This is a genomic window from Neorhizobium sp. P12A (genome assembly GCF_008365395.1).
Taxonomy (GTDB): Bacteria; Pseudomonadota; Alphaproteobacteria; order Rhizobiales; family Rhizobiaceae; genus Rhizobium.
Genome location: NZ_QOVX01000009.1, coordinates 85,444 through 104,417, shown reverse-complemented (window position 1 = coordinate 104,417; position 18,974 = coordinate 85,444). Strand labels below are relative to the sequence as shown.

14 protein-coding genes are annotated in these 18,974 nt (G+C 58.9%); 9 read left to right on the top strand and 5 right to left on the bottom strand.

The annotated features are described in order from the left end of the window. Positions 1-355 precede the first annotated feature (355 nt). Complete coding sequence (locus tag DTW90_RS22945) at positions 356-1,849, top strand: MDR family MFS transporter (RefSeq protein WP_149341220.1); 1,494 nt, start codon at positions 356-358, stop codon at positions 1,847-1,849. 30 nt (positions 1,850-1,879) lie between these two features. Here the strand turns inward: DTW90_RS22945 and DTW90_RS22940 are convergent, their stop codons facing one another. Then, positions 1,880-2,677, bottom strand: a complete 798-nt coding sequence (locus tag DTW90_RS22940; protein WP_132526244.1) for a FadR/GntR family transcriptional regulator — start codon at positions 2,675-2,677, stop codon at positions 1,880-1,882. Between the two features lie 440 nt (positions 2,678-3,117). Between DTW90_RS22940 and DTW90_RS22935 the strand changes: the two genes are divergently transcribed. Beyond that, a complete protein-coding gene (locus DTW90_RS22935; RefSeq protein ID WP_246665015.1) occupies positions 3,118-4,581 on the top strand; it encodes a DHA2 family efflux MFS transporter permease subunit in 1,464 nt (487 codons plus the stop codon). 1,004 nt (positions 4,582-5,585) lie between these two features. Then, positions 5,586-7,325, top strand: coding sequence for a cation:proton antiporter (locus DTW90_RS22930; protein ID WP_149341218.1), 1,740 nt, complete (start codon positions 5,586-5,588; stop codon positions 7,323-7,325). A 10-nt stretch (positions 7,326-7,335) separates the two neighbouring features. On the opposite strand, the gene DTW90_RS22925 is transcribed toward DTW90_RS22930, so the two are convergent. Together DTW90_RS22925 and DTW90_RS22920 are read right to left on the bottom strand one after the other, a co-directional pair. After that, positions 7,336-7,938, bottom strand: a complete 603-nt coding sequence (locus DTW90_RS22925; RefSeq protein WP_348642654.1) for a methylated-DNA--[protein]-cysteine S-methyltransferase — start codon at positions 7,936-7,938, stop codon at positions 7,336-7,338. 133 nt (positions 7,939-8,071) lie between these two features. After that, on the bottom strand, positions 8,072-10,315 hold the full coding sequence (locus tag DTW90_RS22920; protein WP_149341216.1) for a glycoside hydrolase family 2 TIM barrel-domain containing protein: 2,244 nt from the start codon (positions 10,313-10,315) through the stop codon (positions 8,072-8,074). 271 nt (positions 10,316-10,586) lie between these two features. Here DTW90_RS22920 and DTW90_RS22915 point away from each other — a divergent pair, with 271 nt between their 5' ends. After that, a complete protein-coding gene (locus DTW90_RS22915) occupies positions 10,587-10,796 on the top strand; it encodes a molybdopterin-binding protein (RefSeq protein ID WP_132526238.1) in 210 nt (69 codons plus the stop codon). Between the two features lie 6 nt (positions 10,797-10,802). Here DTW90_RS22915 and tsaA read toward each other — a convergent pair whose 3' ends face one another. After that, entirely contained in the window at positions 10,803-11,327 is a 525-nt protein-coding gene (gene tsaA, locus DTW90_RS22910; protein WP_149341215.1) for a tRNA (N6-threonylcarbamoyladenosine(37)-N6)-methyltransferase TrmO, read from the bottom strand. Between the two features lie 145 nt (positions 11,328-11,472). On the opposite strand from tsaA, the gene DTW90_RS22905 reads away from it, so the two are divergent. The 3 genes from DTW90_RS22905 (at position 11,473) to DTW90_RS22895 (ending at position 13,906) form a co-directional block, all read left to right on the top strand. Further along, positions 11,473-12,876, top strand: coding sequence for a PLP-dependent aminotransferase family protein (locus tag DTW90_RS22905; protein WP_149341213.1), 1,404 nt, complete (start codon positions 11,473-11,475; stop codon positions 12,874-12,876). A 164-nt stretch (positions 12,877-13,040) separates the two neighbouring features. Then, positions 13,041-13,466, top strand: a complete 426-nt coding sequence (locus DTW90_RS22900) for a DUF983 domain-containing protein (RefSeq protein ID WP_149341211.1) — start codon at positions 13,041-13,043, stop codon at positions 13,464-13,466. A 212-nt stretch (positions 13,467-13,678) separates the two neighbouring features. Next, the gene (locus DTW90_RS22895) at positions 13,679-13,906 is read left to right on the top strand and encodes a hypothetical protein (protein WP_149341209.1); all 228 of its coding nucleotides are present in this window, start codon (positions 13,679-13,681) and stop codon (positions 13,904-13,906) included. A 168-nt stretch (positions 13,907-14,074) separates the two neighbouring features. On the opposite strand, the gene DTW90_RS22890 is transcribed toward DTW90_RS22895, so the two are convergent. After that, positions 14,075-14,935 (bottom strand): AraC family transcriptional regulator, encoded by an 861-nt coding sequence (locus DTW90_RS22890; protein WP_348642656.1) that lies wholly within the window; start codon positions 14,933-14,935, stop codon positions 14,075-14,077. Between the two features lie 245 nt (positions 14,936-15,180). Here DTW90_RS22890 and DTW90_RS22885 point away from each other — a divergent pair, with 245 nt between their 5' ends. Together DTW90_RS22885 and DTW90_RS22880 are read left to right on the top strand one after the other, a co-directional pair. After that, entirely contained in the window at positions 15,181-16,647 is a 1,467-nt protein-coding gene (locus DTW90_RS22885; protein WP_149341205.1) for an alpha-glucosidase/alpha-galactosidase, read from the top strand. Between the two features lie 128 nt (positions 16,648-16,775). Then, the gene (locus tag DTW90_RS22880; protein ID WP_149341203.1) at positions 16,776-18,854 is read left to right on the top strand and encodes an ABC transporter substrate-binding protein; all 2,079 of its coding nucleotides are present in this window, start codon (positions 16,776-16,778) and stop codon (positions 18,852-18,854) included. Positions 18,855-18,974: the final 120 nt, after the last annotated feature.

Sequence of the window (18,974 nt, the reverse complement as noted above, 5' to 3'; positions counted from 1 at the left end):
CAGTACGGGTGAAACTGGGTTGAGACCGGTTATTACTTAGGCAAAGTCTACCTCGATGCGCCAATGCTCTTCAACTGCAGCGATAACAGACATCGGGTCTGGAATGGAGTCGTCTCCTACATGTCGAAGCAAAGGTTGCGGCGTTGCGGCTTTTGCGCAACTTCACGACGAGGGTCAGATGGTTGACATCCAGCTGTGCAAGGATGCATTCATATCCTAACGATCGTCGGAGCCGCCGGCCTTGCGATCACTTAGCCCTCCATTACGACTTCAAAAATTTGTCGCCCGCCGGACGGCTGCTGTATCAGCCCATGCGTTTACGATCAGGCAGGAAATTGCGCGGAAAGGAATAATCATGACTGGCTCGGCCGATCGCTCAAGGCGTCCGCTCGTCATTGCCTCGATCATGCTGGCGACGTTCATGGTTGCGATCGAAGCAACCATTGTCGCGACGGCCATGCCGCGTATTGTCGGCCAGCTCGGCGGCTTCACCTACTACAGCTGGGTATTTTCGGCGTTCCTGCTGGCGCAATCCACGACGACGGTCATCTACGGAAAGCTGTCGGATATCTTTGGTCGCAAGCCGATCCTGATCGGCGGCATCCTGATCTTCCTCGTCGGCTCAGCGCTCGCAGGCTTTGCCTGGTCGATGGCGTCGCTGATTGCCTTTCGTTTGTTGCAGGGGCTTGGGGCCGGTGCGATCCAGCCGGTTACGATGACTGTCGTCGGTGATCTCTACCGGCTCGAAGAGCGCGCAAAGGTGCAGGGCGCGCTTGCCAGCGTCTGGGCCATATCGGCGGTGGTCGGTCCGCTGGCGGGCGGCATCATCGTCGATAACATCTCTTGGGCCTGGATATTCTGGATCAATCTTCCGATCGGCCTTCTGACCATTCTCGGCTTCGTGCTCTTCCTGCATGAATCGATCACGCCACGCGAGGCGAAGATCGACTATCTCGGCACCATCCTCTTCTCGATCTCGATCGTTTCGCTGCTGGTCATCCTGACGGAGACCGATTCCGGCGCGACCATACTCGGCGGTCTCGGATTGCTGTTCGTAGCAAGCGGCGTCCTCTTCCTGATGCAGGAGCGTCGGGCGCCGGAGCCGATCATCTCCATTGCCCTGTGGAGCCAGCGCCTGATAGCGACGAGCAATGCAGCGACATTGCTTGCTGGTATGGCGTTGATCGGCTTGACGACAATCTTGCCCATTTATGTACAGGGCGTCCTTGGCCGCTCACCGCTGGTCGCCGGCTTTACGCTGACGATGCTGATCGTCGGATGGCCACTCGCCGTGATGATGTCTAGCCGGCTGTTTCGCAACTTCGGCATACGGCGGACGCTGCGGGTCGGCAGCGTGATTTTCCCTGCTGGCTCCATCTTCCTGTTGTTCCTGACGCCAGAGAGTAGCCCGGTGCTTGCCGGTGTAGGGTCGTTCCTGATGGGCTTCGGCATGGGTCTCATTAGCCTGACCAGCATCGTTCTGGTTCAGGAAAGTGTGGAGTGGTCGATGCGCGGCAGTGCCACGGCCTCGATCATCTTCTCGCGTAGTCTTGGCAATACGCTCGGCGCGACTGCTCTGGGCGCCATTCTCAATGTCGGCATCGCCCATTTCGGCAGCGGTGATCTGGCGACCAAGCTACATGATCTTCTCAACCAGCCGACCGGCCTCTCCGATCTGTCAAGCGATCCTGCGATCCAATCGATCTTCGATCATTCCCTGCACTGGACCTTCTGGGGCGTCGTTGTCGTTGCGGTGCTGACATTCGTTACCACATGGCTGATCCCTGTTTCTCGCGACGCCGGTCGCCGTGGACCCAAGGTCGATGCGCAGGAGGCGATGTCCCATTAAGGCCCGGCCGCAGATGCGCGGCCTTCTCGCCTAGAAATCCACGTTTGCGATCCGCCACGCATCCAGCTGACCGTGTGATGCCTTCACGGCCGCATCGGCATCTCGCGCCAGGATCGCGTCAAGGATTGCCTTGTGATAGGGGAGTGCACGCTTCTGCCTTTCTGCGACTTCGTCATAGGCCGACATCGTGCGATTGGCATAGATTGCGACCGCGATGAGATCGATGAGCTGCGCATAGACCATGTTCTTCGTCGCCGCGAAGATCGCCGTGTGGAAGCGAAGGTCCGCGTCGGCATTGGCCTGCACATCGCCGATGGACGCGACCATGTCGTCATAGGCGGCGGCGATCGCGGCAAGGTCTTCCTTCGTGCCCCGCGCTGCGGCTCGCGCCGTCGCTTCCGGTTCAAGAACCCTGCGGAGGTCCTTGATTGATCTCATGATTTCGACAGACGGGCCTGTCTCGTAATACCAGACCATGACATCGGTATCCAGATGATGCCAGTAGGATCGCTCCCGCACGCGGGTGCCAACGCGCGTTTTGATCTCCACCAATCCCTTGCCGGCAAGGCATTTCATCGCCTCGCGAACGACCGTGCGGCTGATGGCGAATTGCTCGACCAGCTCCGGTTCGTTCGGCAGATTGGAGCCGACCGGATATTCACCCCCGACAATGCGCCGGCCGAGTTCATGTACGAAAAAGCCGAAAATGCCCCGGCGCGGGATAGTGCCGTATTTTCGCACGTAACCATCGAATGGCGACTGGGTGATGATCGATCGTGTTTCGAAGCCTGCGGTCTGTGCCGGCATCGCATCAAGGCCGTATTTCATGGCTCGTCCCCTTCGTTGTCGATCGAAAATCGTCGCGGGCGAAACTACGGCTCCTGATCGCTTTGCTCCACTTTCCCTCACGCCCATCCGGCGGATGAGCCCATCTGTCATAGTTTGTTCGCGTCGATTCGACTATTCGGCATTATATTATCAAATTCGACTTTAACATCTCAGATGAATCCAGCACATCCGTCAGTGGTTTGTCGCCATCGGTGTCCCTCAACGGGAAATTTCGTCCCGGAGGGCTCCTTTGTCCCCTTGCGCCGCGGCCTGACTCATAGTTTGTTGGCGTTGCGGCGCCTTGTCGTCTGTTCCCTGTGGGAATGGCAGGATGGCTGCCGCGCTTTGATCTTGATGTGATCCCGCCAAGATACCTCTCGACAGCTCCCGGAGCGCCTAGACCGCTTGAAACCCCACGTTCGGATTCGGAATAATCGCTGATGACTGACATGCCCGCACGCCGACCGGCAGATGCCGCACCGGCTACTACGTCCCGGTCGTTGCTTATCGCATTATTGGTGGCCGGCGCCTTCTTCATGGAAAACCTGGATGGGACTGTCATTGCCACCGCCTTGCCGCAGATGGCCGTTTCCTTCGGCGTCAGGCCCGTGGATCTCAATATCGGCATGAGTGCCTATTTGCTGACGCTTGCGGTCTTCATTCCGATAAGCGGCTGGATCAGCGACAGGTTCGGTGCGCGCTCGGTCTTCGCCACGGCCGTTGTCGTCTTTACCGTGGCCTCTGTTCTCTGCGGCTTCGCCAATGGCGTGGGCATGTTCGTGGCGATGCGTATCGTGCAGGGCGTCGGCGGGGCAATGATGGTGCCGGTCGGGCGTCTCGTCGTCCTTAACAATACTCCGAAGGATCAACTCATCTCGGCCATCGCCACGATCACATGGCCGGCGCTGGTTGCTCCGATCCTGGGGCCTCCGCTTGGCGGCTTCATCACCGACCATGCCACATGGCGGTGGATTTTTTTCCTAAACCTTCCGCTTGGGGTATTGGCGTTCGTCTTCGCGATGATCCTCATTCCGAATGTCATGCGCACCGATCGCCGGCCTTTCGACTGGACCGGCTTTGTTGTCAGCGGGCTTGGCCTTGCTGGCTTTATGTATGGTCTGGAATTGGTCGGAAGGCCGGATCCTGTGTGGGTTGAGGCTGGAGGTTATCTCATTGTCGGAGCCGTCCTGCTCGCCGTAGCAACCGTTCATTTCATGCGCACCGAGCATCCGCTCGTGGAGCTTGTCGGCCTGAAGAAGAAGACATTCGCGGTCACCATCGCCGGCGGCTCGCTCTTCCGCATTGCGATCGGCGCAGTTCCTTTCCTGCTTCCCATTATGCTGCAGGTCGGCTTTGGCCTGACGGCCTTTCACGCCGGATTGCTGACCCTTGCGGTCTTTGCCGGCAATCTCGCGATGAAGCCGGGGACGACGCCAATCCTGAGGCGGTTTGGCTTCAAGCCCGTGCTGATAGTGAATGGCCTCATCAATGCAGTTCTGATCGCGGCCTGCGCATTGTTTTCGCCTGATACGCCGCTCTGGTTCATATTGCCCATTCTCTTCATCGGCGGCATGTGCCGTTCGATGCATTTCACAGCGCTGAACACCATCGCTTTTGCCGATATTCCTCCTCAGCAGATGACCGGTGCCAATACGCTTTTCAGCACAGCCTTTCAGCTCACCATGGGCATGGGCATTGCCGTCGGGGCCATCGGTATCCGGATAGGGCAGGTCGTCGCCGGTCAGATAGGTCTCGCCGGTGTGACCGCTATCGAATATCGACTGACATTTGTCATGCTGGGCTTGATCGCCCTTCTTGGCATTGTCGACTGTCTGTCGCTCGACCCGAAGGCAGGCGACAATGTGTCCCGCAAGCCCAAACCGGGTGCAAGGAAAGCTGCATAGGTTTCTGGAGATCACAGACCCGGCTTGCCGGACCTGACTGTTTTCGATGAGGAATTATATCTGCAGACGATGCTAGCGCAGAAGAAGTGCGGGTACGCCTAGTAGCAGCATCAATAGTATCACCACCGCCGTGGCACGAATCAGTCTTATCCGGCGTGTTCGCTGACCGGTCCAATCATAGGCCATCTACATATCTCATGTTTATCGCCAGGGTTAAATGTAACAGGCTCCCTGCCTGTCAATGGCGTTATACTTCGATATTCTTGCGCAAGGCTTTCCTAAATTAAATATTGGAAATTTATAAACGAGTGGTGAATCGCGTCCTCAATGCCCCGAATCCGCGGTGACTTCGAACGCCTCGATCGGATAACGCGTTGCGACCTGTTCCTGCAAGGCACGAGGCGGCGTATGCCAGTCTCCATCTCGCCAGCCAGCGGACCTCATAGGAGACGATATCTCTACCGGTTTCCGCCTGCCGTTTTCGGCTGACAAACCGTGTCTGCCAGTGAGTGATTTCAAGCAGGTCAGAAAGATCCGGTATCGCCTCCTCGCTGCCAACGCCGAGTGACAGGGAAGCGCGCTGCTGACGTGAACCTTACCGTCTGGGAAAGATAACTTGTCTGACGCGTCCGCCTTTCAATAAGGCACTGGGGTCGAAGTCTCGCGATTTGCCGTAAGGAATAAGTCGGGCGCACCATTTGTGGTCCCGTCCAGCGCTATTTAACGGGAGCGGAATATCCCTCGTCGGCGGGTGTGGGCAGATTGAAAAACAGACGAAGATGCGTGCCATTATCCAAGGACACCCCACCGGACGTCAAGCTGCAGATCGAGCTCGATCAATGGGGCTGCATCACCTCAAGAGGATCGGGCAGCCGCTGGTTGTCCGATTTTTTTTGACATGTCACGCCGCCTCCCGCATAGCCAATGGACGTTTGGAGCCGGGCAGGGTAGCTTGCCCGACCACATAAAGACCGGGGTGGAACTGTGGAAAAGGGGACGCAGGCGTGGAGCATAATGTAGCGCTTTTGGCGATTGTTGCCGGCGGCTTCGTTTTTGCTGCCATCTTTGGTTATCTTGCGGATCGTCTGCGCTTGCCGCCGCTCGTGGGATATCTTGTGGCCGGCGTCATGATCGGCAGCTCCACACCGGGGTTTGTTGCTGACAGCGCCCTGGCTAGCCAGCTGGCCGAGATCGGCGTCATTCTCCTCATGTTTGGTGTCGGCCTCCATTTCTCGGCGGCGGATCTGCTGGCGGTTGGTGGCGTGGCGATCCCCGGCGCCATTCTCCAAATTGCTGTTGCCACATTGCTTGGCATCGGCCTCACGGAGTTATGGGGTTGGAGTATCGGCGCGGGACTGGTCTTTGGCCTCAGTCTGGCCGTTGCCAGCACGGTCGTTCTTCTCAAAGCACTCGAGGAACGCAATCTGATCAACGCCTCGAGCGGCCGCGTCGCCGTCGGCTGGCTGATCGTCGAAGACCTGGCGATGGTGCTGGCCTTGGTCCTACTGCCGGCATTCGCGGGTGTTTTGGGCGGTCACGCCGAAGCGGAAGCCGGAGGCAATGCCGCGGTTGCGATCACGATTGCGATCACCTTGCTCAAGGTCGCGGCCTTTGCGGTCCTCGCAATCTTTCTGGGGCCAAAAGTCGTTCCCTGGATTTTGACGCGTGTCGCGCGGACCGGCTCACGCGAGTTGTTCACGCTCTCGGTTCTGGCGATCGCGCTCGGTATCGCCTTTGGCGCAGCCGAGATTTTCGGGGTGTCCTTTGCGCTCGGTGCGTTCTTTGCCGGCGTCGTCATGAGTGAATCGAACCTCAGCCATAGGGCGGCTGCCGATTCCCTGCCGTTGCAGAATGCCTTTTCGGTGCTCTTTTTCGTGTCCGTCGGCATGCTTTTCGACCCGTCGATCCTCGTCCGCGAACCCTTGGCTGTGGTCGGGGCGCTTGCGCTCATCATCCTGGGCAAGTCGATCAGCGCGTTCATTCTGGTGTTGCTGCTCCGCTACCCGATGGGCATGGGCTTGATCGTCGGCGCCGGCCTGGCGCAAATAGGAGAATTCTCCTTCATCCTGGCCGGGCTCGGTTCTTCGCTGGGCCTGTTGCCACAGGAAGGGCAGGACCTAATCCTGGCGGCGGCGATCCTGTCGATCACGCTCAACCCGTTGGTCTTCATGGCGGCCGAGAAACTGCTGCCGGTCATGCCGACGCTGCTTCCGTTCGTGCCAAGCGGTTACGGGAAGAGGAAGCGCGATATTCTAAGCAGGGAGCTGGAGAGAATAAGGGCGCAACGTGATGAACGCGACCGGCGGCATCAGCTGGAGATGGAGCATCTGGTCGAAACTTTCCCGATGTTTGCTGGCGTCGACGAGCATTCGCAGGAGGAGCTTCTGCTGCTGTTTCGCCCGAAATCGGCAGATCCAGGCGACCGGGTGATCAGGGTCGGCGATCGCGGCGATGGCATGTATTTCATCTCTTCCGGTGCGGTGCAGGTTCAGCTGGAGGACGACGAAATCGAGCTTGGCGCAGGCTCGTTCTTCGGCGAGATGGCCCTGCTCAGCGGTGCGCGGCGAACAGCGGATGTTGTCGCCGTGGATTTCTGCCAGTTCCTTGTTCTGGAGCGCCGCGATTTCAATATGTTCATGTCCCGCCATCCGCAACTGCGCGCCGCCGTCAGCACCATGGCCGAGCAGCGCAGGGAGAGGAACGCGTCGCGACAGCAACGGAGCCAATCCCTGGAAGCGAAGTGATCCGTACGGTTTACGTCAGTTCGAAGGGAGTGTTGGCGTATCTCGATTCATGGTCCAGCAGCCATCGCTTCCGAACGATTCCGCCGGCATATCCGGTGAGATTTCCATTCGCTCCGATCAGCCGATGGCACGGGATAATGATGTTGAAGGGGTTGCTGCCGTTGGCATGACCGACGGCGCGCGCAGCATTCGGTTTGCCCAATTGTGCCGCCAAGCCTGAATAGCTCATGCTTGTCCCGGCGCGGATATCCCGCAGAGCCGCCCAGATCGACTGCTGGAAGGGCGTGCCGCCGGTGCGCAGTCGTATGGTCCGTAGCTGGTCGAGGTCTCCCATGAAATAGGCAGCCAATGCCTTCTCGATGCCCGCGGGAGCGGAGCCGGCCGAGAGAGTGTAACCCGACCTGCGAAACCGCCGTTCAAGGAGACGAAGCAGCCGCTGCTCGTGATCGATAAAGTCGGCAGCGCAAAGATCGCCATTGCTGTCGGTGGCAAGGATCAGGACGCCAAGAGGCGTTTCGACTGAACCCACTGACAGCATCAGGGATGCGCGATCGTTCAGTTTCGATAGCCTGTTGCGATCCGTCCGGATATCCAGCGTCTTCTGTTGTTCCATCGCGATCAACCCTTTGTTTCCAATCTCCGCTGAGCCAGCAGGCTTCCCATGGAAGGATGCTGGCGGCCACCCGAAAAATGCTTGCGCCCAATCAATACGAAACACGAGACAATCAACGGGTGTTCCTGCTGTCTCAGACAGCGCTGAGCTGGATAGTCTCTGCAGAAAAGCGCGGGGATGATACCTCGACGGTGATTGGTCCCGGTTGCCCTGTCGTCTCCAGCCAGAAGCCGGTCGTGCCGCCCTGGAAGGCAAGTCCATCCGGACCGATGACCTTGGCCGGGCCGCTGACCCTAATTGTCGCCATATCGTTGAGGAAGGGCAGACGCAAGCCGACCTGATCAAGGGCACGGACGATAATGCGCGTGCTGTCGCGGCCGCCGGCCTGGATCGTCTTGCTGTCGGGGACGACCTCGAGCTTGGTTGGAAGCGGATCGGCAACCATCTGCAGTCTGGTTACCTCCTTCCCACCGATGAAGCCGGTGAAATGCGCGTCTTCCCATTGCATGCCCCAGACGCCGAGTTCGTCCTTGGTGAAATGGCGATGGTCGATGACGACGGGCGGATGCGGCAGATGCGGAAAATTCTCGCGGTCGGGCCCAACGCGTTTGACGATCGGCCCGTAGCGCAGCTCGATCTCGTCGCAATTGGTCAGAACGATCAGCGGCAGCACGCCGCCGATGTTGCGCTCGCCACGCGCCCAGAAGGTCACCGGCTTCATGACGACCTCGTCGGACGGCTCGCACTGGCTTGAATAGACATAGGCCGCGAATTTCGGCTCGCGGAACATGTCCATCACGCCGTGATAGCAGATGCGGTCGCCGGAGCCGAAATCCTTGTGGGTGTTGTAGTCGAACATGCACCAGCCGATGCATCCCGAAATCGAGGGATCGCCGTAGGTGGCGTTCAGGACTTCCAGATGGCGGCGAACATGCTCGGCCTGCCGCTGCTCCTGGTCGTAGATCTTGGTCGGATACATATGGCCGCCGAATTCGGTGATCAGGTAGGGCACGGGCTTTGGCAGGCCTGTGCATTCCGGCTGCGGTCTCAGCGCCGTGCGCGGGCGGTTGGCTCCGGGCAATTCCTCGTTGCCGAGGATGAAGTCGTTCATCGTGTAGACGTCTTCGAGGAATTCGCTTTCGGTGATGTAGCGCACGCCGCCGGTCTGGCGCGTCGGATCGAGTTCGCGCGCCAGGCGGTTGGTCTCGACGTAAAAATCATGCGAATCCTGGGACTCGTTGATGCGCACGCCCCAGATGATGATCGACGGATGGTTCCAGTCGCGCTCGATCATGCGCCGGACGTTGCGAACGGCCTCCTGTTTCCACTCATCGCCGCCGATATGCTGCCAGCCAGGGATTTCCTCGAAGACCAGCAGACCTATGCGGTCGCAATGATCCAGAAACCACTTGGACTGCGGATAATGCGACGTGCGGACCGTGTTGCACTTCAGCAAGTTCTTCATGATCTCGGCATCGCGCTCTTGCGCGGAGCGGCCCATGGCATAACCGACATAGGGGAAGGCCTGGTGGCGGTTCAGGCCGCGTATCTTCAGCAGCCGTCCGTTCAGCCGGAAACCTTCGGCGGTGAACTCGGCCGTGCGGAAGCCGAAATGTGAGGTGTAGCGATCGATTCCGCGATTGCTTTCAAGCTCGACGCTCATCTCGTAAAGGACCGGGCTGTCGATATCCCAGAGCGAAATCTTGTCGAGATTGTCGAAGTCTATGTGCACGTTTTCGCCAGACGTCTTGGCGATTTGAGTGGCGATTACTTTGCCGTCAGGTCCCGAAAGCGTTGCGGTCACGGCGCCGGAAAAGGTCAGTCCCTGCGGATTGGCGAAATCGCACCGAACTGAAACCGACTTGCTGTCGCTGAGCACATTGGAGGTTTCGATCTTGATATTGGCAATCGAGACGGGCGCCGTGACCTTTAGCCAGACGTCGCGATAGATGCCGGCATAGGTGAGGTAGTCGATGCGTCCGCCGAAGGGTGGAATTTCCGGGTTCTCGCTGCCGTCGATCTTGACGGTGATCAGATTGTCGCCCTCGATCAGGAGACCCGTCAGCCGTGCCTCGAAAGGCGTGTAGCCGTCCTTGTGCGCGATGATCTCCTTGCCGTTCAGGTAGACGACGGAGTCGGCCATGGCGGCATCGAAGACCAGGGATATTTCCCGACCGGCGAATTCTGGCTGCCACTGCAGGATCTTCTGATACGTCAAAGCGCGTTGATAGGAGGTCTCGTCGAAATAGTTGAAGGGAAGATCGACCGCATTATGCGGCAGGCTGACAGCCTTGCCATCGCGTCGCTCCGCGATCAGAGCGCTCTCGAAACCTTCGTGAAATTCCCATGAGTCATTGAAAGAGACAACAGAACGCATTTTCATTCCTATCTGTCCAAGCCCTGTCTGCACGGGCGAATGATTGCCTGCGGGAAAAGAAGCGATGAGGGGTGGCGCGTCGCAACCAGCCTCCCCAGCCGACACCGCCATGAATCCGGTTACTCTGCTTTTGCCTGCTTGCAAACCGCCGAGTCTTGAAATTGCCGCATCGTGACAAAAATGCCCGGGGTGTTGCAGCGAAATAGCCTTGCTGGGCTCAGTCGAGCGAGCTAGGTTTCCTCGAAAGTCGCTTCTTGAGGAGACAAGGCGGATGAAGATCAGCGCGCGCAACCGGCTGAAGGGCAAGGTAACTGATATCGTCAAGGGCGCGACGACAGCACATGTCCGCATCGACATTGGCAACGGCACGATCGTGACCGCCTCGATCACCAATGAAGCGGTTGACGAGCTCGCGCTGACGGTCGGCGGCGAAGCCTATGCAGTCGTCAAGGCATCCGATGTGATGGTGGCAATCGACTGAGTTATTTCAGCTTTTCTGGCAGTAATGGACGGAGCCCGCATCGCCGGTCTGGAAATCGCCGGGCTGCGGCGGAGCGATCGGCTTGAAGAGCGTCCGATCCGGTTTCAGGTCAATCAGTGGCGTACCGTCGAGGCAATCAAGCCCGCGCACCAATAGTGTTGCGCCCTCGACCGCCTCTAGTTTGACGATTGAGGTGCCGATCGGGTTCGGGCGCACCGGCGAACGCAGCGAGAAGGTGCCGTGGACCTTTCCGTTGCGCGCCGGACTCTGCAGGACGAGGTCGCGGCGCGAGCGGTCGAGCCAGTATAGGATTTCGAGCCTCTCGAATGCCTCGACGCCGGTCAGAGCCAATGACCATGGTTCGAAAATCTCGATGCGACAGATCGGGCCGTCATGGCGGCCTTGGCGAGGGCAGTCCAGCCGCGAGGTCCAGGGTGTGGATATGCGGCCAATGAAGACCAGACCGGCATCGGTTGCGTCAGGAAGATCAACCACGACCTCGTTTTCACGAATTTCACTTTCGCGCACCATCGGCTTGCTGCTCCCTATGAGACCCCGAGATATTTATTCAGATATATCCCTATAAGGCAATGAACGACGTCCGCCGATCTGAAAGCGCTTGCATCACCGCTGAAAACATACAATATACATACATTCAATATTGAGATGGCAGGATATGGCGGACGATCAGGCAACAACACTCTGGATTCCCACGATCAACAGGGCAGCCGGTCCGCTTTATCTCGCCATTGCCGATGCGCTCCAGGCCGATATCCGCTCCGGTCGTCTTGCGGCGGGCGTGCGCCTGCCGCCGCAGCGGGCCCTTGCGGAGGCCCTGGGGATCGATTTCACCACGGTGACGCGTGCCTACGCGGAGGCCCGCAAGCGCGGCCTCGTGGACGGCAAGGTGGGGCAGGGGACCTATATACGCCAGCTTCGCGCCATGCCCGCGCGGTCGAATTCCGCTCCTTCCGGCCTCGTGGACATGAGTATGAACCTGCCGCCGCGTTTCGACGATCCGGCGCTGACAGCGCGAATGTGGGGAGGCATTGCGGAACTGGAGGCGGAGGAGGGGCTTGATCTTCTTTTGCGCTATCAGCAGCCGGGCGGTGCCGAACGCGACCGCGCCGCCGGAACAGCCTGGCTTTCGAACCGTTTGCCATCGATAGCGCCGGAACGTCTGCTGATCTGCCCGGGTGCGCAGGGAGCGCTTCTGGCGGTAACGAGCATGCTTGCTGCGCCCGGCGACACCGTATGCGCTGAAGCGCTGACCTATCCCGGCTTCCGCTCGGTGGCAGCCCATCTAAGACTTACCGTGGCTGGCGTCGCCATCGACGATAAAGGCTTGATTCCGGAGGCGTTTGAGGAAGTTTGCTTGCGCCGGCGCCCCAAGGTGCTCTATTGCAATCCGACCCTCAACAACCCGACGACGATCACGCTGTCGCTCGAACGCCGGCAGGCGCTGCTCGATATTGCTGCCCGCCATGATGTGGCTGTTATCGAGGATGATGCCTATGGGGCGCTTCCCGCGAATCCCGTTCCCCCGCTTGCAGCGCTGGCGCCCGCGCAGGTCTATCACATCGCTGGGTTGGCAAAGTGCCTGTCGCCGGCCCTGCGTATCGCCTATCTCGCAGCTCCCGATTTTCGGACCGCAACTCGGCTCTCCGGCGTCATTCGTGCAACGGCGGCCATGGCTTCGCCCCTGTCGGCGGCCATCGCCAGCCGATGGATTGAGGATGGAACCGCGGACGCGGTGTTGGCTGCCATCCGGGCAGAAAGCAACGCGAGGCAGATGGTTGCAGCGCAAATACTGCCGCAGGACAGCTTGCTCGCTGATCCCGAAGGCTTTCACGCCTGGCTGCGTCTACCCTCGGCATGGACCCGGGGGGATTTTTCTGCGAGGCTTCGTTCCGCGGGTATCGGCGTCGTTGCCAGCGATGCTTTTGCCATAGGCACCGCCCCGGAAGCGGTGCGAATAGGGCTCGGTGCGGTGCGGAATATCGAACATCTCCACCAAAGCCTGGGAATAGTCGCTGATCTTCTGGTACAATCCCCTGTCGCATCCGGACTCGTCGTCTAGGCGGGGCATACAATGTAGCTCTATATGCATACATTGATTGACAATGCATGCATATTGGAGCATACATAATCCCAACGGACGTTATTGCAGCGATAGCTGCTGCGCCCTGCTTCGCGACGACCCGCATGGGGCGCTTCGCCTGCGAGCCACAAAGGGACAAAACAATGTCATCCGACGACGCATGGCCCCCGCTTCCTCCTGTTCAAACCGGGCTTCGCTGCCGTTGCCCGCGCTGCGGCCAAGGACATCTTTTCAACGGCTTCCTCACGCTCCGGCCTTCCTGCGAGGTCTGCGGGCTTGATTACTCGTTCGCCGATCCCGCGGATGGACCGGCATTCTTCGTGATCTGCTTTGCCTGCATTCCGAGCGTGGCGCTCGCCGTCTGGATCGAAGTGGCGTTCAGTGCGCCCTATTGGGTGCATCTCTTCACGACGCTGCCTTTCATGCTTTTGACCTGCATTCCGCCACTGCGCCCGCTGAAAGGCTGGCTGGTCGCCAGCCAGTATTTCTACAAGGCGGAGGAAGGCAAGCTCGTTAGATCCGAGCAGGTCTCGAGCAACGACAACCTGCCCCATCCGCGATCCGTCTAAGGTCTGTGGGATTCATCTTGAATTGATGACGGCTGTGGCGAGATGGATGACAGCGCCACTTTGGTACCATCTATGCCGTGCGTATGGGAATGTCATGGTCGAAGTTATATTTGACGATGGTTTGAACAAAAAATGGAGCTGCTGAAGCAGCAGTTTTGAGTTGGCGCTCCTCACGATGGATAGTGCCAAGTAATAGTATGGAAATATTCAAAATGATTGATTGGTTCCCTATAGTCGCCATTGTGTTCAAGGTTCTCGCATTAGGCACGGGCATGTTCTTCGCCATCAAGTGGCATTACGATCAGGGGAAGAAGGAAAGACGCGCGGTGCTACGCGCGGGCGCCAAGCTGGGCGCAGTCTTCGTGCTATCGCTCCTAGGCGTGGGGCTCGTCACCATCTTCCTTAGCAGGATGCTCGGTTTGGACTTGGGCTTCTCATGATGGCATCTTAATGTCCTAGGGATCGGTTGGTCTGCCCAGACAATACAGCTCTATCTTCACCCATCGGGCGTCAGTCAGAATAAAGCGGTTCATTAAAAGCGTGAATCACATCAAGCCAATGTTGTTGATTCGCACAGACCTTAGGTCCACATTCGGTTTGACATTCGCCTATCGCTCGCTATCGGCCGCCGATCTGTTCCGGACGGCCGCGTACATTCCCGTGGTTCGGAATTCCGTCGGGTTGATGCCGTAGACCCGACGGAAGACCTTCGAGAAATAGTTCGCATCCTCGAAACCGCAGAGAATGGCCACCTCCTTGACCGGCAGGAAGGCGGTGTTGGTCAGCAGTTTCGCCGCTCTTTCCAGGCGAAGCTGCAGTACGAATTCCGCCGGCGGCAGGCCTTCGCTTTCGCCGAAACGTCGGGAAAAATGCGCCCTGCTGAGGCCGAGAATGTCCGCAAGTTCGCCGACGGGCAGGGGCTTGTCGAGATTGGCATTGATGTGGTCGATGACGGGCTGCATCGCGCTCTGCTCCTGGATGAAGGCGTGCGATCCGAATATGTCGTCATAGAGCGCCATGGCCGCCTCATAGGCGATGGCGGACGCACTTCCCGGTGAGTTCGCGCCTTTCACGAGACGAAGGCTGCAGTCGGCGAGATGGTCGATCGTCGGCTGCTGGAGCTTCAGGACTGGTCCCGCGACGGCGAGGATGGAGCGATGTACCCGCAGCGCCTCCTCGCCGTTCATCGATATCCAGAAATATTCCCAGCGTTCATCCTTGCCGAGCCAGTAACGATGATTGTGCGGCACGAGTACGAGGAGCGTATCGCCCGCGCCAAGGCGATGGTTTCTGCCCTCATAGCGAAGCCGGCCGGTCCCGCTGATCGTATGCTGCAGAACCGTGAAGGGCGTCTGCCCGCGCTTGCGACCGTCCCAGTCATAGGTCTCGTCCTGCCGGATCTCATAACCGGCGCTGGTCGGCATGGCGTGTAGCCGGTGGCGCCCGCGCGGTAGGGAAACAGTCCGCATCGTCGGTCCATTGGCGATCAAATCCTGCAGCACAAAATTACCCTTGATAGCATAATAGTTCTCTGGTCGGCCTTTCGATTATAGGCATAATCGCCGGCGGAAGACAGCAGGTCACGCCGATGAGGAGCGGCGGGAGGAGACAAAAGCGGTCATTTGCCGGGATTTTCGCAGATTCCGGCCAGGTCGCTTATGTGATTTTCTTCCCGTTTTCCGATCCGTCGTGCGACTTTACCGAGGTCAGGATCATGAGTTTCAAAATCGCTATTATCGGTGCCGGCAGCGTCGGCTTCACCAAGAAACTATTCACGGACATCCTCTGTGTGCCCGAGTTTAAAGATATCGAGTTCGCGCTCACCGATCTCAGCGAACATAATCTCCAGATGATCAAGGCGATCCTCGATCGGATCGTGGAAGCCAACAAGCTGCCGACCAAAGTGACCGCGACGACGGACCGTCGAAAGGCGATCGAAGGCGCGCGTTACATCATCAGCTGTGTGCGGGTCGGCGGCCTGGAGGCGTATGCCGATGACATCCGCATCCCCCTCAAATACGGTATCGACCAATGCGTCGGCGACACGATCTGCGCGGGCGGCATCCTCTATGGCCAGCGCAACATCCCTGTGATCCTGGATTTCTGCAAGGACATCCGCGAGGTCGCAGAGCCCGGCGCCAAGTTCCTGAACTATGCCAACCCCATGGCCATGAACACCTGGGCAGCTATCGAATATGGCAAGGTGGACACCGTCGGTCTTTGCCACGGCGTCCAGCATGGTGCTGAACAGATTGCGGAGGTTCTCGGCGCCAAGTCGCGCACCGAGCTCGATTATATCTGCTCCGGCATCAACCATCAGACATGGTTCGTCGATCTGCGCCTGAACGGCCGCAAGATCGGCAAGGATGAACTGGTTGCGGCTTTCGAAGCGCATCCGGTCTATTCGCAGCAGGAGAAATTGCGCATCGACGTGCTCAAGCGCTTTGGCGTCTACTCGACCGAAAGCAACGGTCATCTGTCGGAGTATCTGCCCTGGTATCGCAAGCGGCCTGATGAAATCACCAAATGGATCGACATGTCGGACTGGATCCACGGTGAGACCGGCGGTTATCTCCGCCACTCGACGGAGACGCGCAACTGGTTCGAGACGGAATATCCGCAATTCCTCGAATCCGCTTCGAAACCGATCGATCCGTCCAAACGCTCGAATGAACATGCGAGCCATATCCTCGAAGCGCTGGAGACGAACCGGGTTTATCGCGGGCATTTCAACGTCAAGAACAATGGTGTCATCACCAATCTTCCGGGCGACGCGATCATTGAATCGCCCGGCTTTGTCGATCGCTTCGGCATCAACATGGTCGCTGGGATCACCTTGCCGGAGGCGTGTGCTGCAACCTGCATCGCCTCCATCAACGTCCAGCGCATGTCGGTCCATGCGGCAATCAGCGGTGATATCGACCTGCTGAAACTCGCCGTGCTGCACGATCCGCTGGTCGGCGCGGTGTCGACGCCAGAGGAAGTCTGGCAGATGGTCGACGAAATGGTCGTCGCCCAGGCTCGCTGGCTGCCGCAATATGCGGACGCGGTCCCGGCCGCAAAGGAGCGGCTGTCGAAATCGAAGGTCAAAACCCGCGAATGGGCAGGTGCTGCCCGGCGCAACGTGCGCTCGATCGAGGAATTGAGAGCGGAAAAGGCGGCCCTGAAAGCGGCTGTCTGAGAATACGGGCGGGCCGGCCGCAGCATGTTTTCTGGAGGGAAAGCTGCTGCGGCTACCGGCTGCCTCTGTGAGTGGAGGAGCGGAGCGGTCTCTTGAAACGGGGCGCTCGCGACAGTGAGGGAGAGACAATGACGCATTTCCGACCGACCAGCATTCTCGCGGGATTGGCGCTTGCCACATCCGTCCTCGCGATGAACGCATATGCATCCGATCCGCCCCCGGTTCCGCCGGTATTTCCGGCCGAAGGCAAGATCAAATACGTGGCCCGCGATTCCATCGAGGAATTCAAGGCCCTGCCGGAATATCACGAGCCCGATTGGGTGACGGAAAAATTCGTCAAAACCGGCAAGCTACCGCCGGTCAAGGACCGCCTGCCGAAGGAACCCCTGGTCTTCAAGACCGGAAACATGCCCGACGGAACAGGTGTTTACGGCGATACGCTGCGGCATGTCATCGGCGGACGTCCGGAGGGCTGGAATTACGGCGCCGGCCAGAGCCAGGGCTGGGGCGGTATCGATATCGGCCTGTCGGAATGCCTGACGCGCACGGCGCCTCTTTTCCAGGTGGAGGCCAAGGACACCGAGCCTCTGCCGAACCTTGCAAAGAGCTGGGACTGGTCGCCCGATGGTCACAAGCTGACCATGCACCTGATTGAGGGCGCAAAGTGGTCGGACGGCTACCCGTTCAATGCCGACGACGTCATGTTCTATTGGGATGACGAGGTCGTCGATCCCAATGTTTCGCCACTGAACGGCGCGACGCCGGAGACATTCGGTGTCGGCACGACGCTCAAGAAGATCGACGACTATACCGTCGAGTGGACCTTCAAGGATGCGTTTCCGAAGCAATATCTCTACGCCATGGCCTACGGCACCTTCTGCCCCGGACCGGCGCATATTCTGAAGCCGCAGCATCCGAAATATTCGAAGAACACCTACGAGCAGTTCAAGAACGCGTTCCCGCCGGAATATATGAACATGCCGGTCATGGGGGCGTGGGTGCCGGTCGAATACAGGCCCGACGATATTATCGTCATGCGCCGCAATCCCTATTATTGGAAGGTCGACGAGAAGGGCAACCAACTGCCCTATCTCAACGAACTCCATTACAAGCTCTCGACCTGGGCAGACCGTGACGTTCAGGCCGTCGCCGGCTCGGGCGATATCTCCAACCTGGAGCAGCCGGAGAATTTCGTCGCTTCGCTGAAGAAGGCGGCGCAGCCGGATGCGCCCGCCCGCCTCGCCTTCGGCCCGCGGCTTATCGGCTATAATCTGCGTATGAATTTCTCGGCCAATGGCTGGGGCAATCCCGATGAACGCAGCCAGGCGATCCGCGAACTGAACCGCAACGAGGATTTCCGCAAAGCCGTCACCATGGCGCTCGACCGCAAGGCAATCGGCGATTCCCTGGTCAAGGGACCGTTCACGGCAATCTATCCCGGCGGCCTGTCATCCGGCACGAGCTTCTACGACCGGAACTCAACCGTCTACTATCCGTTCGATCTGGCCGGCGCCAAGGCAGAGCTGGCGAAAGCGGGCCTGAAGGACACGGATGGCGACGGTTTCGTCAACTTCCCGGCTGGCACAGCCGGTGGCAAGGATGTCGAAGTCGTGTTGCTGGTGAACAACGATTACACGACAGACAAGACGCTGGCGGAAGGCGTCGTTGGCCAGATGGAAAAACTCGGCATACGCGTCGTCATCAATGCCCTGAGCGGCAACCAGCGCGACGATGCGAACTATAGCGGGCGCTTCGACTGGATGGTCCAGCGTAATGCCACCGAGCTTTCGTCTGTCGTCCAGAATACCGAGCAGCTGGCTCCTATTGGCCCGCGTACGAGCTGGGATCATCGCGCGCCTGAGAACGGCCAGGTCGACCTCATGCCCTTCGAGAAGGATCTTGTCGACATCGTCAACAAGTTCACCTCGACACAGGATAACGACAAGCGTGCCGAGCTGATGAAGCAGTTCCAGAAGGTATCGACGGAAAATGTCTACAATGTCGGTCTGACGGAATATCCTGGCGCGCTGATCATCAACAAGCGCTTCTCCAATATCCCGCAGGGAACGCCGATCTTCATGTTCAACTGGGCTGAAGACTCCATCATTCGCGAAAGGTTGTGGGTGGCGGCGGACAAACAGGGCAAATACGAACTCTTCCCCCAGCAGCTTCCGGGCAAGCCGGGTGCCTCAGGCCCGATCAACTAACCTCCCTGGGGAAATGGAGCCTCCGGTCGCACGTGGATGCGGCCGGAAAAGGAAAAGCGGCAATGGTCTCCGAGATGCACTTGGGTCAGCCGACAAGAGAGAAGAAGCGAGAACCGTCCG

What these genes read in the sequence shown, in the direction of transcription:
- DTW90_RS22945 (WP_149341220.1), top strand. Translation starts at nt 356, where the DNA reads ATGACTGGCTCGGCCGATCGCTCAAGGCGTCCGCTCGTCATTGCCTCG.
- DTW90_RS22940 (WP_132526244.1), bottom strand. Translation starts at nt 2,677, where the DNA reads ATGAAATACGGCCTTGATGCGATGCCGGCACAGACCGCAGGCTTCGAA.
- DTW90_RS22935 (WP_246665015.1), top strand. Translation starts at nt 3,118, where the DNA reads ATGACTGACATGCCCGCACGCCGACCGGCAGATGCCGCACCGGCTACT.
- DTW90_RS22925 (WP_348642654.1), bottom strand. Translation starts at nt 7,938, where the DNA reads ATGGAACAACAGAAGACGCTGGATATCCGGACGGATCGCAACAGGCTA.
- DTW90_RS22920 (WP_149341216.1), bottom strand. Translation starts at nt 10,315, where the DNA reads ATGCGTTCTGTTGTCTCTTTCAATGACTCATGGGAATTTCACGAAGGT.
- DTW90_RS22915 (WP_132526238.1), top strand. Translation starts at nt 10,587, where the DNA reads ATGAAGATCAGCGCGCGCAACCGGCTGAAGGGCAAGGTAACTGATATC.
- tsaA (WP_149341215.1), bottom strand. Translation starts at nt 11,327, where the DNA reads ATGGTGCGCGAAAGTGAAATTCGTGAAAACGAGGTCGTGGTTGATCTT.
- DTW90_RS22905 (WP_149341213.1), top strand. Translation starts at nt 11,473, where the DNA reads ATGGCGGACGATCAGGCAACAACACTCTGGATTCCCACGATCAACAGG.
- DTW90_RS22900 (WP_149341211.1), top strand. Translation starts at nt 13,041, where the DNA reads ATGTCATCCGACGACGCATGGCCCCCGCTTCCTCCTGTTCAAACCGGG.
- DTW90_RS22895 (WP_149341209.1), top strand. Translation starts at nt 13,679, where the DNA reads ATGATTGATTGGTTCCCTATAGTCGCCATTGTGTTCAAGGTTCTCGCA.
- DTW90_RS22890 (WP_348642656.1), bottom strand. Translation starts at nt 14,935, where the DNA reads ATGCGGACTGTTTCCCTACCGCGCGGGCGCCACCGGCTACACGCCATG.
- DTW90_RS22885 (WP_149341205.1), top strand. Translation starts at nt 15,181, where the DNA reads ATGAGTTTCAAAATCGCTATTATCGGTGCCGGCAGCGTCGGCTTCACC.
- DTW90_RS22880 (WP_149341203.1), top strand. Translation starts at nt 16,776, where the DNA reads ATGACGCATTTCCGACCGACCAGCATTCTCGCGGGATTGGCGCTTGCC.